The following is a 19,401-nucleotide window of genomic DNA, read 5'->3' as shown; positions in this document are numbered from 1 at the left end:
NCGTCTCGACCATCAGGTGAAGTTGCGCGGCCAGCGTATCGAACTGGGGGAAATCGACGCTGCGCTGCTGGCGCAGGCCGGTGTTCGCGACGCCGCCACTTTGTTGCTGGACCAGCGTCTGGTGAGTTTCTGGTGCGGTGACGCCGATGAGGTCACCCTGCGTGCCGACTTGAGTGACAGCCTGCCCGCGCACATGCAGCCAAGCCTNGACCAGCGTCTGGTGAGTTTCTGGTGCGGTGACGCCGATGAGGTCACCCTGCGTGCCGACTTGAGTGACAGCCTGCCCGCGCACATGCAGCCAAGCCTGTTCGTGCAGCTCGACCACCTGCCGCTCAACAGCAACGGCAAGCTCGACCGCAAGGCATTGGCCGCCACGCCGCTGCCACAGAGCCAAAGCGAGCAGCCGCGCACCGCGCCGCGCACGGTCACTGAAACCGTGCTCTGCGAACTGTTCAGCGAAGTGCTGGGTGGTTCGGAAGTCGGCATCGAGGACAACTTTTTCCAACTCGGCGGCCATTCCTTGCTGGCCACCCGCCTGGTCAGCCGGGTCCGTGAGCGCCTGGGGGTTTCCCTGCCCTTGCCGCTGGTGTTCGCCCAACCGACGGTCGCGGCCCTGGCCGAGCATCTGCGCGCGGCCATGCCCGGTGAGTCGATCAGCGCACAACCGCGCCCGGCGCAATTACCGCTGGGCCTGGCTCAACGCCGGTTCTGGATGCTCAGCCGCCTGGTGCCGGAGTCCCGCGAGTACCACATGCCATTCGCCCTGACCTTGCGCGGCGAGTTGCAGGTCGAGGTCTTGCGCGAGGCCTTCGAGCAGGTCAGCCAGCGCCACCTGGTGCTGCGCAGCCGTATCGTCGAAATCGACGGCGAGCCGCAATTGCTGATCGACGACCACGGCCCGGCGCTCGCGGTCACATCCGTTGCGACCCAGGACTGGGCAGCGACCTGCGCCAACGCCCAGGACGAACTGATGACGCCGTTCGACCTCGCCGCCGCAGCGCCTTGGCGTGCGCACCTGTTGCAACGCCAGGGCAGTGACGAAAACCTGCTGCTGGTGTGCCTGCATCACAGCGCCACCGACGGCTGGGCCATGCAGTTGCTCATCGACGAACTGACCCAGGCCTACGCCGCCGGCCTGAACGGGCAGTCGCCCGCCTGGACCCCGCTGGAGATCGACTACGTCGATTTCGCCCTGTGGCAACAGCACCCGGACACCCAGGCCCGGCGCAATGACAGCCTGGACTACTGGAAAAACCACCTGGGCCAGGACGACTACCAACTCGACCTGCCCATCGACCATCCACGCAGCGCCGAAGCCAATCGCCGCGCCCGGCAACTCAGCGTGCGCCTTGGCACCCAGCGCGCCGAAGCCATCCGCCAGTTCGCCCGTCAGCGCGGCACGACCACCTACGTGGTGCTGGCCACGGCCCTGAGCGCGCTGCTGGCCCGCTACAGCGGTCAGCGGGAGATTCGTCTCGGCACCCCGGCGGACCAGCGTGACCATGGGCAAACCCAGACGTTGCTGGCCTGCCTGGTCAACACCCTGGTGATCCGCAGCGACGTCGACCAACGGGCCCCGGTCGAGCAACTGCTGGCCAGCCTCGAGGCCGACCTGCGTGCAGCCCAAGCCCATGCTGACCTGCCCTTCGCCACCCTGGTCGGCGCTATCGCACAAAACCGCGACTTGAACCGTACGCCGCTGTTCCAAGTGCTGTTCTCCCTCAACTACGGCCGCATCGACAGCAGCCAATGGCCGGGGCTGAACGTCGAAGAACAGATGCTGCCGGTGATCGACGCCAAGTTTGAACAGAGCTGGGAAGTCCAGGACGACGGCAGCGACATGACGCTGGCGCTGGAATACCAATCGGCTTTGTACGACGAAGCGACGATGCAACGCTGGAGCGCGCAGTGGTGCGCGCTGCTTGACGCCCTGGTGGCAAGCCCTGGACGCACCCTGGTCGAACTGTTCCCGCAACAGCAGGATCAGCAGCAACTGGACCGCTGGAACGCCACCGACCGTCACTACAGCGGCCCGACCAACCTGCACACCGCCCTGAGCCAGCAAGCGGCCCTGAGCCCCAACGCCCCGGCACTGGTGTTCGAAGGCCAGCGCCTGAGCTACGCCGAGCTGGACCAGCGGGCACAAGCCGTCGCCCGCGCCCTGCGCGCCGCTGGCGTGGGCAGCGACAGCATCGTGCCGCTGTGCATGGAGCGCTCGGTGGAAATGGTTGTGGCCTTGCTCGGCATCGTCCATGCCGGCGCCGCGTGGCTGCCGCTGGATCCGGAACTGCCTGCCGCGCGCCTGGCGTTCCTGATCGAAGACGCCGACGCCAAGGTCACCTTGACCCAGGCGCAATGGCTGTCACGCCTGCCCGCCGGGCATCAGGCTTGGACCCTCGACGCCCTGCCCCAAGCACCCGCCTTCGAACCGATCAATGTCGAAGCCCACGACCTGGCCTACGTGCTCTACACCTCCGGTTCCACCGGCCAACCCAAAGGCGTGATGAACGAACACGGCGCCTTGATGAACCGCCTGCACTGGATGCAGGACGCCTTCCCGATTGGCCCGAACGACCGTGTGCTGCAGAAAACCCCGTACAGCTTCGACGTGTCGGTGTGGGAGTTCTTCTGGCCGCTGATCACTGGTGCGACCCTGGTGGTTGCCCGTCCAGACGGGCATCGCGACCCGGCCTACCTCAGCCAGTTGATCCAGCAGGAACGGGTCACGACCTTGCACTTCGTCCCGTCGATGCTGCGTGCCTTTGTCGAAGAGCCGAGCCTGGTCGNCGGCCTACCTCAGCCAGTTGATCCAGCAGGAACGGGTCACGACCTTGCACTTCGTCCCGTCGATGCTGCGTGCCTTTGTCGAAGAGCCGAGCCTGGTCGATTGCCAGAGCCTGCGCCAGGTGTTCGCCAGTGGCGAAGTCTTGCCGGTGGACCTGGTGCGACGCTTCATGGGCCAACATCCGGCGGCGCTGATCAACCTGTACGGCCCGACCGAAGCGGCCATTGACGTCTCGGTCTGGCGCTGCTCGGCGGACGATGTGATCGTGCCGATCGGCAAGCCCATCGCCAACCTGCGCTTGTACATCCTCGACGAGGCCATGCAGCCATTGCCGATTGGCAGCATCGGCGAGCTGTACATCGGCGGCGTNGATCGGCAAGCCCATCGCCAACCTGCGCTTGTACATCCTCGACGAGGCCATGCAGCCATTGCCGATTGGCAGCATCGGCGAGCTGTACATCGGCGGCGTCGGTGTGGCCCGGGGTTACCTGAAACGCCCGGACCTGACCGAAGAACGCTTCCTTGCCAGCCCGTTCGTAACCGGGGATCGCCTGTACCGTACCGGCGACCGTTGCCGCTTCCTGGCCGATGGCAACATCGAATACCTGGGGCGTCTCGACCATCAGGTGAAGCTGCGCGGTCAACGCATCGAGCTGGGGGAAATCGACTCAGCCCTGCTGAACCTGCCTGCCATCACCGGTGCCTGCACCTTGGTCATCGACAACCGCCTGGTGGCGTTCTACAGCAGCAGCACCGCGCAATCGGACCTCGACACCCAGCTCGCGGCCGAGCTGCCAGCCTACATGGTGCCGGCGGTGTGGGTGCAGATCCCGGCCCTGCCCCTGAGCACCAACGGCAAGATCGACCGCAAGGCCCTGGCCGCCCTGCCGCTGCCGAACACCCAGAAGGACTACGCGGCACCGCGCAACGACCTGGAACGCCTGCTCTGCCAGTTGTTCGGCGAACTGCTCGGCGAAACCTTGACCGGCGGCCGTGAAGTCGGCACCTCGGACAGTTTCTTCGCCCTGGGCGGTGACTCGATCCTCGGCCTGAAACTGATCTCGCGCTTGCGTGAACAAGGCTATTCGCTCACCCCACGGGACTTGTTCCGTTCGCCGACCCCGGCGGCCCTGGCCCATGTGACCACGGCGCTGCTGACCCAGGCCGAACAAGGTGACGTGACCGGACCGATGCCGCTGATGCCATTGCACCAGTGGTTCTTCGACCAGCAGCAGGTCCAGGTCGCGCACTGGAACCAATCGGTGCTGGCCGACAGCGACCGTCGCCTGGAGCCGGCCATCGTGCAAGCCACGCTGGATCGACTGGTCGCCCACCACGACGCCCTGCGCTTGCGTTTCACTGACGTCGACGGCCAATGGCAGGCGCACATCGCGCCGGTGGCTCCGGCGCAACTGACCTGCTGCGAGTACCCGGAACAACTGCTGCAAGTCGCCCAGGGCCTGGACCTGCAACACGGCCCACTGTTTGCCGCGGCGCTGCTGGAAGGCACGCCGCAGCGCCTGTACCTGGTGGCTCATCACCTGGTGGTCGATGCGGTGTCCTGGACGCCGCTGCTGGAAGATTTCCAACAGCTGTACCCGGCACTGGAGCGTGGCGAGAACCCGACGTTGCCAGCGAAAACCACCTCGTATCGTCAATGGGCCGAACACCTGCAAGCCCATGCCGCCAAGGTTACTGCCGAGCATCGCTACTGGAGTGCCCAGATCGGCGCAAACCAGCCGCCCATGGCCACGGTCGCCGAGCGCCAGACACTGTCGGCCCGCTGGGACGCCAGCCGCACGCACCAATGGCTGACCGAATCCCATGCGGCTTACCGCACGCAACCGGAAGAACTGCTGATCGCCGCCCTCGCCGCGACCCTGGCCGAGGTCGAACAGCGCAGCGACATCGTCGTGGACCTGGAGCGCCACGGGCGTGACGCACCGTTTGCCGGGCTGGACGTCGGCCGCACCGTCGGCTGGTTCACCACCCTCTACCCACTGCGCGTGAATGCCAGCGGCGCCGCGGGCGATCAGGTGCGCAACGCCAAGCAAGCCTTGCGTGACGTACCCGGCCTGGGCCTCGGCTACGGCTTGCTGCGCCAGCGCGGCGAGTTGCCGGGTAGCCATGGTGATGTGCTGTTCAACTACCTGGGGCATGAGCAAACGCCAGAGGGCTGGTTGCGCGCCAGCAGCCTGACCCCGCCGCCGAACGTGGCCCCGGCGAACCGAGTGACCCACGCCCGTGAAGTGGTGGCCTGGCTGGAGGACGGCGTGTTGCGTGTCGAGTGGCACAGCGTCACGCCAAACGCCGACAGCCGCTTGCCCGCTCGCCTGCTGGAACGCTTGCAGGCGCTGGTCGAACACTGCCTCGACCCGCAGGCCGGTTCGCTGATGCCCGCGGACTTCCCGCTGGCCAAGGCGCTGAACCAGAAATCCCTGGACAAGCTGCTGGGCAAGCTCAAGACCAAACCCAATTCCCAAAGCTAGCGAGCGGTGCGGCGCCGGCGCAGGTCTGAGACCTGCGCGGCGCCTTGATCGACTCACTTGAGTTTTCAAGACTTTGAAATGGACCAAGCAAGCATGAACAACATCGAAGACATCTACTCCCTTTCGCCGACCCAGCACGGTCTGTTGTTCCACAGCGTCTATGAGCCGGATTCGCGGGTTTATTACCAGCAACTGAGCCTGGACATGAACGGCCCGCTGCAACTGAGCGCGTTTCGCGCTGCCTGGCAGGCGCTGATGCAGCGCCACGCGGTGTTGCGCAGTGCGTTTCTCTGGGAAGAATTGGACGATGCCTATCAGGTGGTGCAACAGGAAGTGCCATTGCCCCTGACCGAACTGGACTGGCAAGACCGCGCCGCGCCACAGGCCGCGCTGGAACAGTTGGCGCTGGAACAGCGGGCGCAACCCCTGGAGCTGAATGACTCGCCGCTGATGCGCGTGTGCCTGGTGCGCCTGGCCCCCGAGCGCTGGCACCTGATCTGGACCTTCCATCACATCCTCATGGACGGCTGGAGCGTCGGCATCGCCGTCCAGGAGTGGCTGGCGCTGTACTACGAACAAGCCCATGGCCGTCCCGCCGACCTGGCGCCGACCCGCCCTTATCGCGATTACATCGCCTGGCTGGCGGAGCAGGACATGGCCGCCACCGAAGGCTTCTGGCGCGAGCAGTTGCAGGACGTCAGCGAGCCGACCCCGCTGCCCACCTTCGCCGTACGCCAGGCAGCACCGGCAGGGGCGCCATTCGCCGAACGGGAAAGTCTGCTGGCGGCCAGCGAAACCGAGCAACTGGCGCACTTCGCCCGCCAGAACGACCTGACCATCAACACCCTGATCCAGGGCGCCTGGGCGCTGCTGCTGGGCCAACACGCCGGGCGTGACGACGTGGTCTATGGCGTCACCGTCGCCGGGCGGCCGGAGAACCTGGCGGCGGTGGACAGCACCGTCGGGCTGTTCATCAATACACTGCCGTTGCGTGTGCAATGGGCTGACGAGCCGACGCTGGTGACCTGGCTGCAACACTTGCAGCAAGCCAACAGCGATCTGCGTCACCACGCCTATTTGCCGCTGGGCAAGCTCAAGTCGATGACGCGCATCGCCGCCGAACAGGCGCTGTTCGACTCGATCCTGGTGTTCGAGAACTTCCCGGTCACCGACGCGCTCAACCAGGACACCGGCGGCTTGAGCTTCAGTGCCCCGAGCAACGACCAGCAGGCCGACGGCATTACCCTCACCCAAGGCCGCAACCACTTCCCGCTGTCGCTGATCGTGGTGCCGGACAAACAACTGCACTACCTGATCAGCTACGACCGCAGTCGCTTCAGCGACGCCGAGGTCGCGGTGTTGTCGGCACAATTGCGCGCCATCCTGTTGGCGATGGCGGCGCAAGCGCAGTGCCGGGTCAGCGCGCTTGAGTGGCTGAGCCCTGAAGAACGCCAGCAACTGCTCGTGCAGGGTCGCGGCGTGCAACTGTCGGTGCCTGAGGCGTGCCTGCACCAGCGCTTCGAACAACAGGTGGCCGCTCACCCGGAACACCTGGCGGTCCGCGACCGTCAGGTCGCCCTGACCTACCGTGAACTGGACCAGCAGGCCAACCGCCTCAGCCAGTACTTGCGCGCCCAGGGCATCGGCCACGATAGCGTCGTGGCACTGGCCCTGGAACGCAGCGCCGAATTCGTGATTGCCCTGCTGGCCACCCTCAAGGCCGGCGCCGCCTATCTGCCCCTGGACCTCAAACAACCGGCCGGGCGCCTGGCCGATGTGCTGGTGGACAGCCGCGCCGCGCTGCTGATCGGCGCGGCCGCCTCGCCCCTGCTCAAAGGCCTGGCCGAGCACACGCCGACGCTGTGGCTGGCGGAACAGGCCGAGACCATCGCCTCCCAGCCAGACACCCCACCGGTCGTGGCCCACAGCCCGACTGACGCCGCCTACGTGATCTACACCTCGGGCTCCACCGGCACCCCCAAGGGTGTGGTGGTCGAGCACCAGTCCATCGTCGATTACCTGACGGCGGTGCACGCAGTACTCAACCCACCGCTGGCGGCCCGTTACGGCTTGCTGTCGAGTATCGCCGCCGACCTGGGCCACACCCAACTGTTCGGCGCCCTGTGCAGCGGCGCCAGCCTGTTGCTGGTGGATGAAGACAGCGGTTTCAGCCCCCTGGCACTGGCCGAACTCTTCGAGCAACACCCAGTGGATGTGCTGAAGATCACCCCAAGCCACCTGGCCGGTCTGTTGCAGGCGCTTCCCGATGCCCGCCTGTTGCCCCGCGCCCTGTTGGTCTTCGGTGGCGATGCCCTCAGCCCGGCGCTGCTGGAGCAGGTCAACCGCCTGGCGCCAGGGCTCAGGGTGTTCAACCACTATGGGCCAAGCGAAGCGACGGTCGGGGCGATTGCCACCGAACTGCCCGCGGGCCTGCGCAGCATCGCCCTCGGCCGACCGCTGCCGAACCGCCGACTGCAGGTGGTGGATGCCAACGGTCGGCTGGTGCCCACCGGGGTGTCCGGTGAGCTGCTGATCAACGGCGCCCTGGCCCGGGGTTACCTGCACCGCCCGGACCTGACCGCTGAACGCTTCCACCTCGACGCGGATCAACAACGCTGGTATCGCACCGGCGACCGCGTGCGCTGGCAAGTGGACGGCCAATTGGCGTTCCTCGGTCGGGTCGACAGCCAGGTCAAGATCCGTGGCAACCGCCTGGAGCTGGGCGAAGTCGAGGCGCAGCTCAAGCGCCTGTCGCCGCTGATCGAACAGGCGCTGGTCCGCGCCGTGGAACTGGACGGCAGCCTGCGCCTGGTGGCCTACCTGATCGCCAGCCAGTCGCTGTCCGCCACCAAGCTGCGTAACGACCTCGCAGCGCGGGTGCCGGACTACATGGTGCCGGCGCACTTCATCACCCTCGACGAACTGCCCCTGACCCGTAACGGCAAGGTCGATGTCCAGCGCCTGCCGCTCCCGCAAAAGCCCACGGACGACAGCGCCACCCACGTTGCCCCGCGCAATGAAGTCGAAGCGCAACTGGCCGCCATCTGGCAGGAGGTGCTGAAGCTTGAGCGTGTCGGCGTGCATGACAACTTCTTCGCCCTGGGCGGCGACTCGATCATCAACTTGCAGATCATCGCCCGCGCCAACCAGCAAGGGCTGAAACTCACACCCCGCCAGCTCTTCGAAAACCGCACCATCGCCGACATCGCCCGGGTGCTGGGCGCCGATGCCAGCCAGGGTGTGGCACAAGACATTACCGATGGCTATGAACTGCCGCTGGCCGCCGGGCAACTGGCGCGCTTGCAACAAGGGCCGTTGCACGCGACTTGGCGTTGCGTGGCGCTGACCCAGGCGATCGACAGCGAGCTCCTGAGCCAGGCCATCACCGCCTTGCAGCAACACCACCAGGCCTTGCGCCTGGCGCTCAAGGCCCTGCCGGAGGGCGAGTGGCAGCAACGGGTGCTGGTCGCGGCCAAGGCCCCGGTCGTCACCGCCGAAAAACTGGAGACCTGCGCCCCGGCGCAACTGCAAGCCCTGGCCCGGGCCGGTGTCGACGCGCTGGAACTGGACGCCGGCCAAACCCTGCACGCCAGCTTGCTGGAGGTAAACGGCAAACATTCGCTGTTGCTGGCCGCTCATCCGCTGTGCCTGGACGAAGCGTCCTGGGCGCTGCTGCTGACTGACCTCAACCTGGCCTTGGCGCAACTGCGTTATCAGCGGCCGGTGCGCCTGTCCTACGCCGGTGGTGACTTCACCCAGTGGACACGGCACCAGCAGGCTCACGCACAGGGCGATGCCCTGGACGACGCCTGGGAGCACTGGCTGCAATACGCCGGTCTGGAACCGCTGCAACTGCCTGACAGCCAGCAGCCGGCCAGCGTGATCGAACAGACCCTGGCGACCGCCACCTCCGGCGAACTCAAGCGCCTGGGCGAAGTGCTGCAACTGGACTGGAACAGCCTGTTGGCCGCAGCCGTGGCCGAGCAGTACCGTGAACTGTGCGGCAATGGCCTGATCGCGATGAGCGTGCACGGCGCCCGACCGAGTGTCGAGCGCTTGCCGGTCGCGGCGCCGATTGCCGTGGCCGACCTCGACCCGGCACGCATCATCGGGCCCTTGGCACTGGCGGTGCCTTATTTCCTTCAGCCCGAAGGCGACAGCCTGCTGCAACGCTTGCAGGCACTGGCCGCGCAGATGCGCGCCTACCCGCAACACGGCGTCGACTATGGCGCCCTGCGCTACCTGTCGGACAACACCTACCTGCAAGAACCGCTGCGTGACCTGCCGACGGCCTCGGTCGCCATTCGCTGGCTGGGCAACCTCGACAGCCATCGCGAAGAGCGCGGCATCCTGGCCCAGGTCGAAGCCGCAAGCCCATCGGCGGCTTCGCCTTGCCCACTGACCCTGGACGCCTGGTGGCAGGATGACTGCCTGCACCTGCGCAGCCAGGGCACCCTCGCCGCCGACTGGGCACCGCGCCTTGCTCAACGCTTGAGCGAACTCGCCGGACTCGTCGCCACACCGGACCTGCGCCCTGCCAGCCAGGCGTTTCCACTGTGCCACAAGCAAGCGGCGACCCTGGCGGCCGAGCCGCTGGACTGGTTGAACATCGAAGACGTCTACCCGTTGTCGTCGATGCAACAAGGCATGCTCCTGCACACGCTGTTGCAACCCCACAGCGGCATCTACCTGATGCAACAACGCTACAGCTGGGACGGGGTATTGCAACGCCCCGCGATGGAAGCTGCGTGGCAGCTGTTCCTCGAACGCCATCCGATGATGCGGACCGCCTTCTGGTGGCAGGACGATCATGAGCCGCTGCAATGCGTGTACCGCCAAACCCACCGGGCGTTCGATTGGCAGGACCTGCGCCATCTCGACGAAGAACAGCAGCGCCTGGCCATGGACCAGGCCCTCGAAGCACAACGCCTGCAAGGTTTCGACATGGCCGGTGCGCCGCTGACCCACCTGCGGGTGTTCCAGCTCGATGAACGACGCTTCGCCGTGGTGCGCAGCTTCCACCACATCCTGACCGACGCCTGGTGCTTCGGCCTGCTGATGGAAGACCTGTTGGCGATCTACCAGGCCATCGTGCGCCAGGAGCCGGTGGCCCGTCCGCGCTTGCGCTCGTTCCGCGGCTACATGAGCTGGCTTGAGCGCCATGACATGGCCGCCGCACACGCGTTCTGGCAGGCCGAAATGGCCGGTTTCAGCGAGCCGACGCCACTGCATGTGGACAGCCCCGTGGCCGGCCCGGAACAGGCGCCGGAACAGGTCGGCGACTTCGACCAGACCCTGAGCATCGCTCAGACCCAGCGTCTGCAGCAGCTGTGCCAGCAATACCAACTGACCCCCAACACCTGGATCCAGGGTGCTTGGGCGCTGTTGCTGTCGCGCTACAGCGGCAACCGCGACGTGTTGTTCGGCGTGACCGTCGCCGGCCGCCCGACTGACCTCGCCGGTGTAGAAGAAATGGTCGGGCTGTTCATCAACAGCTTGCCACTGCGCATCGATGTCGACCCACAAGCGCCAGTGGCCGACTGGTTGCAGGCGCTGCTGTCCCACAACGCGCAATTGCGCGAACACGAAAGCGCGTCGCTGGTGGACATTCAGCGTTGCAGCCAAGTGCCACGCGGCCAGCAGCTGTTCGACAGTCTGGTGGTGTTCGAGAACGCGCCACTGGACATCAGCAGCGTGCAACTGGATGCCTTCAGCATCGACATCTATGAAGACCGGGTGCACACCAACTTCCCGATGACGGTGGTGTTGTACCCCGGCGACCGCCTGGGCATTCGTTTGTCCTACGACAGCATGCGTTTCAGCACTGACACCGTGCAGCGCATGCTCGGGCACCTGGTGCAGCTGCTTTCGAACATGCTGGAGACACCGCAAGCGCCCCTGGGCAGCCTGCACATGCTGCCCGAGGCGGAACGCCGGCAGTTGCAGATCGACTGCAACCGCAGCGACGTCGACTTCCCACTGGAGCGCGGCTATGCAGCGCTGTTCGCTGAACAAGTGCGCAGTCGCCCGCAGCACCTGGCCGCGGTATGCCAGGGGCAATCGCTGACCTACGCCGAACTGGACCGCCGCGCCAACGCCATCGCCCATGCGTTGCAAGCCGCCGGTGCCGGCCCGGAAACCCTGGTGGCGCTGTTCGCTGAGCGTGGCCTGGCCTTGCTGACGATGATGATCGCCACGCTCAAGGCCGGTGCCGCGTTCCAGGCGTTGGATATCCAACAGCCTCACGCACGCCTGGCGGAGCTGCTGGACCTGGGCGAAGCGCCGCTGTTGCTGGTGTGCGAGCACGCAACCTCAGCACTGGACAACGTCCTGCCGCAGATGCGCCAGCAACCCACCTGCCTGATCGCCCAGGCACTCTGGCAAGGCCGTGAACAGCCATCGGTGAGCTATGCGCACAACCCGGATCAACTGGCCTACGTGATCTTCACTTCCGGTTCCACCGGCACGCCCAAAGGTGTGATGGTCGAACAACGCGGCATGCTCAACAACATGTTCGGCAAGGTCCCGAGCCTCGGCCTGGGTGAGCACGACCGGATTGCCCAGACGGCTTCGGCGGCGTTCGATATCAGCGTGTGGCAATTCCTCGCCGCACCGCTGTTCGGCGCCACCGTGCACATTCTTCCCGATGCCCAGGCCCACGACCCTGTGGCCTTGCTCGATGCGGTTCAAGAGCAGCAACTGACGCTGCTGGAAACCGTGCCGGCGCTAATTCGCGGCATGCTCCAGGAAAGCCAGGCGCACCACAACCTGGCGAGCCTGCGCTGGCTCCTGCCTACCGGTGAGGCATTGCCACCGGCCCTGGCGCGAGACTGGTTCGCACGCTTCCCGGCCATCCCGTTGATGAACGCCTACGGTCCCGCCGAATGCTCCGACGACGTCGCCTTCTACCCCATCACCCAAGCCCCGGCCGACGACTGCCTGCACATGCCCATCGGCAAGCCGACCGCCAATAACCAGGTGTTCGTCCTCGACTCGGCGCTACGCATGGTCCCCATCGGCGTACCCGGCGAGTTGTGCATCGGCGGTGTCGGCGTAGGTCGCGGCTACCTGCGCGACCCGCAACGTACCCGCGAAGCCTTTGTGCCGCACCCGTTCCAGGCCGATGCGCGCCTGTATCGCAGCGGTGACATCGGCCGGATGCGTGCCGACGGCGTGCTCGAGTACCTCGGCCGTCGCGACCAGCAAGTGAAGATCCGTGGCCACCGCATCGAACTGGGCGAGATCGAAAATCGCCTGATGCAACACCCGGCGGTGGACAGCGCGGCGGTGCTGGCACTGCCCGACGCCCGCGGTGCGTTGCAACTGGTGGCCTGGTATGTGCTCGACGAAGCGGCCGACCTGGGCGGTGAGTCCGCACAACAAGTCTTGAGCGCTTACCTGGGCCAGCAACTGGCAAGCTACATGGTCCCGGCCCGTTGGCTGGCCCTTGCGCAATTGCCGCTGAACGCCAATGGCAAGGTCGACCGCCGCGCCCTCGCCGCCCTGGGTGTGCCCCAGGACGAGACCGCGCAGGCGCAAGGCATCGCACCGCGTACGCCAACCGAGACAGTGCTCGCCGAACTCTGGCAGGAAATCCTCGGCCTGGACAATGTCGGCGTGCAGGACGACTTCTTCGCCATCGGCGGTCACTCGCTGCTGGCCACCCAGGTGTTGTCGCGGATTCGTCGCCGGTTGAACGTGAACCTGCCACTGCGCACGCTGTTCGAGCGTGGCACCCTCGAACAATTGGCCGAAGCGGTCGATCAGCAGCGCAACGCCCAGACCGAAGCCGACAACGACAGCGAGATGGCCCTGGCGCCGCGCAACCAGCCGTTGCCGCTGTCCTACAGCCAGCAACGGTTGTGGTTCCTGGATCGCTTCGAAGGCCCCAGCGCCGCCTACAACATGACCACCACCGTCAGGCTGCGTGGCGCGCTGGACATCGCGGCGCTGCAAGCGGCGTTGCAGGCAGTCTTCGAGCGCCATGAATCCTTGCGCACGGCGTTCCACCTCCACGGCGACCAGCCTTGCCAGGTCATCAACCCGGCGCCTGTGGTGGACTTGACGCCAACCGAGCTGAGTCACCTCGACAGCGAGCAGCAGGCTCAAACCCTGCAACGCCTGATCGATGAACAGGCCGCACGCCCGTTCGATCTGCAACAGGCACCGATGCTGCGCGCCAACCTGCTGCGCCTGGGGGCCGATGATCATGTGCTGCAACTGGTGCTGCATCACATCGCCACCGACGCCTGGTCCATGGGCATCCTGATGCAGGAGTTGATCGTCGGGTACCAGGCCCGCACCAGCGGCTCGACACCGGTGCTGCCGGTGCTGCCGATCCAGTTCGCCGACTATGCCTATTGGCAACGCAGCGAAGCGCAACAGCGCCTGCTGGCAAGGGCCATCGACTACTGGCGCCGCCAGCTCGACGGCGCGCCAACGCTGATCCCGCTGCCGCTTGACCAGCCACGCCCGGCGCGCCCCGACTACCAGGGCGCGGCGCTGGAGCAACGCTTCACCGCGGCCCAGACGCAGGTGCTCAAGGCCTATGCGCAAGCGCAACGGGCGACGCTGTTCATGGTCTTGCTCAATGCCTTCAACAGCCTGTTGCAGCGGGCCACCGGAGCCAACGATTTCATCGTCGGCACCGACCTGGCCAACCGCGAACATCCGGCCCTGGAACATCTCATCGGCTTCTTCGTCAACGTGTTGCCGATCCGTGCCCGCCTGAGCGAGGGCGAAACCTTTGACGTCCGCCTGCAACGCTTGCGCGAGGATTGCCTGTCGGCGTTCCAGCACCAGCAGGTGCCGTTCGACAAACTGGTCGAGGAGTTGCAGCCGCCGCGTACGCCGGGGGTCAACCCACTGGTCCAGGTGCTGTTCGTCATGCAGAACACACCCAGCGGCAATGCCAGCCTGCCGGACCTTGAGGTGGAGCACTTGGTATCGCCCCAGGAAAGCAGCAAGTTCGACCTCGCTGTGTTCGTCGAAGAGGACGAGGAACAAGGCCTGAACGTGCGCTGGGTGTATCGCACCAGCGTGTTGCAGGCGCAGACCCTCCAGCGCCTCGAACAAGGCTTCGAGCACCTGCTGGAGCAGCTCGTCGCGGCCCCGGCGCAGGCGCTGGACCTGTGGTCGTGGCGCCTTGAAGGCAGCAACGCTGGCGCCACGCCTGATTCGCCGCTCGACGACGCCTCGGCCCGTAGCGCGCGCAAGCAGTCGAAACTGAGCAAGCTCAAGCAGACTCGTGCAACCGCCGTGAGCCAGGTGGCCCACGAGCAGGTCCGTACCCGCACCCTCAACGCCGGGCAAGCCTTGCCCTTGGTGATCGAGCCGTTGCTCGGCGACCTGGACCCGGTGCACTGGGCGCTGCAAGCCCGGGAATGGATCAATGCCCAGTTGCTGACCCACGGTGGCCTGCTGTTCCGGGGTTTCAACCTGCCGGACGCTGGCGCTTTCGAACAATTCGCCCAGGCCATCGAACCCGACCTCTACGGGACCTACGGCGACCTGCCGAAAAACACCTCGGGCAAGAACATCTACCACTCCACGCCGTACCCGGAACAGCACATGATTCTCTTCCACAACGAGAGCTCCCATCTGCCGCAATGGCCACGCAAGCAGTGGTTCTATTGCGAAACGCCGGCACCGCGCGGCGGCTGCACGCCCATCGTCGATTGCCGGCAAGTGTTGGCGCGCTTGCCCGAGGATATCGTCGCTCGCTTCAAAGCCCTGGGGCTGCTGTATGTGCGGCACTTCACCGACAAGCTGGATGTGCGCTGGCAGGACTTCTTCAAAACCGAACAGCGCGAGGAAGTCGAGCGCCAATGCCTGGCGTCGGGCATGCGCTGGGAATGGCTGGGGGCCGACAACCTGCGGATCGCCCAGCATTGCCCGGCCATCGTCGCGCATCCCGAGACCGGTGAACTGTCGTTCTTCAACCAGGTGCAACTGCACCACACCGCCTGCCTGGAGCCGGAAGTGCGCAGCAACCTGATCAGCCTGTTCGGCCCCGGGCACCTGCCCCGCAACGTGTACTACGGTGACGGCAGCGTGATCGAAGACGCGGTGATGCAAGTGATCGGCGAAGCCTATGAAGACTGCGCGGTACGTTTCAGTTGGCAAAAGGGTGACATGGTGATGCTGGACAATATGTTGGTGGCCCACGCCAGGGATCCCTTCGAGGGCGAGCGCAAGATCTGTGTCGCCATGGGCCAGATGATGCGCCGCGAACAACTGACCGGGTGCCTGCCCGAAGCACAGCCGGTGCCGGCTGCGGAGGTGCAGGCATGAGCGCCTTCGAAAAACGTGAAGAAGCCTTCGCCCTCTCGCCGCAACAGCGCAGCCAATGGTTGGCCGGGTTGCCAGCGGCGCGCCTGGAACTGGAAGTAAAAGGTCCGTTGGCCCTGGAACGTCTGCAGCAACGGCTCGTCGCCCTGAGCGCTTGCCACGAGGCCCTGCGCCTGCGGGTGCGGCCTGAGCCGGGCCTGCTGATGCCATTGCAGGTGGTCGAATCCACCGTCATGGCCGCGGACGCCATCAGCGTCGAGGTGCAAGCAATCGGCGACGATCGTCACCGGGTGACGCTGCAACTGCCGGCACTGAGCGCCGATCGCGGGACCTTGCTGCGCCTGGCACAGGCATTGGCCTCGACCGATGCACCATCGGTGGATGACGAGGCCATGACCTATACCCAGTACAGCGCCTGGCTCTACGAACTGCAGGCCGATGAAGACGCCGAGCCTGGTCGACGCTTCTGGGCCAGCCAGGCCCTGGACGAGCCGGCCGCCAGCGAGTTGCTCTACCGCCAGGTACGCAGCGACCGCCCCGACGCCCCGGTCACCACTCGCCTGGGCGCCACCCCGCCGTTGGGCATGGCCCTGGACAGCTTTTGCCAGCGTCACGACGCATCGCCCGAGCAGGTCTTGATGACGGCCTGGGGCGTGCTGTTGCAGCGCCTGAGTACCGGCGACAGTCCGGCACTGACCTTGAACTGGGTCCACGATTGCCGCGACGACTATGAAGAACTCGCCGATTGCTGGGGCTTGTTCGCCAAGCCCCTGCCCCTGCGCTGGCAACCGGCGGCGGATAGCCATTTTGCCCAGGCGCTGGCGAACCTGCAGGTGCTCTGCGAGCAAGCCACGGAATGGCAGGAATACTGCGGCGTCAGTGCTGCGCTGCCGGCCGACGCCTCGCAGTATGGTTTCCAGTGGGGTGGGCAGTTGCCTGATCGGCTCGACACCTTGGGCAGCCTGGCATCGACGCTCACCGTGCTGGACGCACAGGCCATCCCCGCGGGCATGGAGCTGCTGCTGGTGGCCGAAACCACCGCTGGCGGCTATCGCTTGAACCTCTGCCACCTGCCGAGCCGCTACAGCGAGCAAACCGCCCTGGTCTTGCTGGAGCAGTTCCAATCGCTGCTGCTCGATGCCCTCGCCAATCCGGACAAGCCCTTGGCCGAGCTGTCATTGCAGTCGCCGAGTTTCACCGCGACGCTGGCCGCCCTGCAGGCGCCAGGCGACGTCGCGGCGCTGCCGTTTACCAGCGTGCCGGCGCGCTTAGATGCGTGTGCCGCGCAGTTCCCCGAGCACTTGGCCCTGCGCGACCACAACGGGCAACTGAGCTACGCCCAATTGCAGGCCCGCAGCAACCAACTGGCGCATTACCTGCGCGCCCAAGGCGTGGGTCGCGAAGATCGCGTGGCCTTGTACCTGGATCGCTCGTCGCAGATGGTCCTGGCCATGCTCGCCGTACTCAAGAGCGGCGCGGCGTTCGTTCCCCTGGACGTGCACCAGCCGGCACAGCGCTCCCTGGCCATCCTGCAACAGGCGCAGCCGGTCTTCGTCCTGAGTGGTTCGGCCGGCAGCGCCCCTGCATTGCCCGCCATCGGCAGCCTCGACCTGCGGGATGAAGCGACCTGGCAGCAAGCACCCGTCACGCCAGTCGACGTCGAGATCCAAGCCCAGGACGCAGCTTACGTGCTGTTCACCTCCGGCAGCACCGGCACGCCCAAAGGCGTTATCGTCGAGCATCGGCAGCTCGCCAGTTATGTCGCCAGCGTGTCCCGCCGCCTGGCGCTGGCGCCCGGCGAACGCAGTGCGGTGGTCACTTCCCTGGCGGCCGACCTGGGCTACACGTTGCTGTTCCCGGCCCTGCTCAGCGGCGGCGAATTGCACCTGCTGGACAAGGAAACGGCGATGGATGCCCAGGCCTGGGCTGCCTGGCAGGCGCAGTACCCGATCGACCACCTGAAGATCGTGCCGTCGTTGCTTGAGGCCTGGCTGATTCACGCCCAAAGCGCTGCCGTGTTGCCACGCAAGCAATTGATCCTCGGTGGCGAAAGCTGCTCGCGGCGCCTGTTGCAAAGCATTCGCGGCCTCGCACCGACACTGGCGCTCTTCAACCATTACGGCCCGACCGAAACCACCGTTGGCGTGGTGATGCACAAAGCCGAGCCGGCCATGGATTATCGCCGCCTGCCGCTGAGCGACCGTCTCGACGGCATGCGCCTGTACCTGCTCGACGAGCAGCAAGCGCTGGCCGCCCCCGGCCAAAGCGCCGAGCTGTATATCGCCGGCCCGCAACTGGCCCGCGGTTACCTGGACGCACAACAAAGCGCCGGACGTTTTATCGAACTGGCGCAACTGCCTGGCGAACGCCTCTATCGCACCGGCGACCTGGCCCGCTATCGCCATGACGGTAGCCTGGAAATCACCGGACGCGCAGACCGCCAGGTGAAAATCCGCGGTTTCCGCGTAGAGCTCGACGAGATCCAGGCGCAGCTGAGCGGCCTTCCCGGTGTAGCCCAGGCTGCCGTGGAATGCATCCCTCGGGGCGAGCTCGGCCAGCAACTGTTCGCGTTCATGACCCTGGTACCCGGGCATTCGACCACGGTCGCCCGGCTGCATGGCCAAGCCCAGGATTGCTTGCCGGACTACATGCTGCCCACCCTGCGGATCGTCGAAGCCTTGCCGTTGATGGGCAACGGCAAGCTCGACCGCAAGACCCTGCAGCAATGGGCCGATAAAGTCCTCGACACGGTCGGCAGCGCCTTGCCGCGCACACCGCTGGAAGCCCTGCTCGCCGACGTCTGGGCACAGGTGCTGGGCCTGGAGCGAGTGGGCATCGACGATGACTTCTTCGAGCTGGGCGGCCACTCCCTGGCAGCAGTGACCCTTGCCAGTCGCTTGCAGACCGCGCTGTCGGCACCGGTGACGGTCAATGCGGTGTTCAATGCCCCGAGCGTCTCGGCGTTTGCGGCGCTGGTACAGGCCGAGCTCAAGCTCTCGCCGCTGGTCCGGCTGTCGGCGCCCAATGCCGTTGAAGCCGCCAACCTGTTCTGCTTCCACCCGTCCACCGGCCACGTGCAGGATTACCGCACGCTACTGACACCGCTTTCGGGCTGGCATCTGTGGGGCTTGCAGGCGGCCTACCTGACCGACGACAGCACAGCGCTGGGCGGCGATATCGAGAGCCTCGGCGCGCTTTATGTCGAACACCTGCGCCAGCAGCAACCGCAGGGGCCATATCACCTGCTGGGCTTCTCCCTTGGCGGCCTGCTCGCGATTGCCGCGGCCGCTCACCTGGAAAGCCAGGGTGAAGAAGTGGCGTTTCTCGGTATCATTGACTCGCAATACCAGCATCAGGCGCCGGAAGACAGTGTCGAAGCACTGCTGGAATCGGCTTCCCAAGCACTGACACCGGACAGCCAGGCGGTGTTGCGCCAGTTGCCGCCGCCGATCATGGCCGCGTTGCTGGCGCAACTGGACGCCCTGCCACCGGTGGCACGCCTACCGGAACTGGTCCAGTGGGCACGGCAACAAGGCCTGCAACTCGATGGTGACAGTTGGGAGCATTTGCAAACGCGGCTGCGCTACCAGCAGCATACGCAGCATCTGCTGGCCACGTTCAAGCCCGCACGGTTGAGCTGCCCGGTGCATGTCTGGTGGGCCAGCGATACCCTGGCCGAGGCGGCCTTCGTCGACCCACATTGGGAAGAGCTGAGCAGCGGGCCATTGACCCGCGAGGTCATCGCAGCACAACACCTCACTATCCTTGAGCAACGCGCCTTGCATGAACAATTGGCGGCGCGCCTCACGGCCATTGCTACACACGGAGCGGTTTGAA

General features: G+C 65.9%; 3 protein-coding genes and 3 pseudogenes. All 6 read left to right on the top strand.

Going from position 1 to position 19,401, the window contains the following annotated elements:
- Nucleotide 1: 1 nt before the first annotated feature.
- A pseudogene (locus tag ASC85_RS33680) lies at nucleotides 2-207 on the top strand (hypothetical protein); the annotation flags it as partial.
- Nucleotide 208: 1 nt separating this feature from the next.
- A pseudogene (locus tag ASC85_RS32830) lies at nucleotides 209-2,786 on the top strand (condensation domain-containing protein); the annotation flags it as partial.
- 63 nt (nucleotides 2,787-2,849) lie between these two features.
- A pseudogene (locus ASC85_RS32825) lies at nucleotides 2,850-3,154 on the top strand (AMP-binding protein); the annotation flags it as partial.
- Nucleotide 3,155: 1 nt separating this feature from the next.
- Nucleotides 3,156-5,274: condensation domain-containing protein (locus tag ASC85_RS32820; RefSeq protein WP_442966191.1), on the top strand; the 2,119-nt coding region annotated here is incomplete at its 5' end.
- 93 nt (nucleotides 5,275-5,367) lie between these two features.
- On the top strand, nucleotides 5,368-15,567 hold the full coding sequence (locus tag ASC85_RS02025) for a non-ribosomal peptide synthetase (RefSeq protein ID WP_057448036.1): 10,200 nt from the start codon (nucleotides 5,368-5,370) through the stop codon (nucleotides 15,565-15,567).
- Nucleotides 15,564-19,400: a non-ribosomal peptide synthetase gene (locus tag ASC85_RS02020; RefSeq protein WP_057448035.1), complete on the top strand. Its 3,837-nt coding sequence runs from the start codon at nucleotides 15,564-15,566 to the stop codon at nucleotides 19,398-19,400. Before ASC85_RS02025 ends, ASC85_RS02020 begins: the two co-directional genes overlap by 4 nt.
- Nucleotide 19,401 lies beyond the last annotated feature (1 nt).

The organism is Pseudomonas sp. Root401, assembly GCF_001425105.1.
GTDB lineage: Bacteria > Pseudomonadota > Gammaproteobacteria > Pseudomonadales > Pseudomonadaceae > Aquipseudomonas > Aquipseudomonas brassicacearum.
This window is presented reverse-complemented; position numbering and strand designations above follow the sequence as displayed.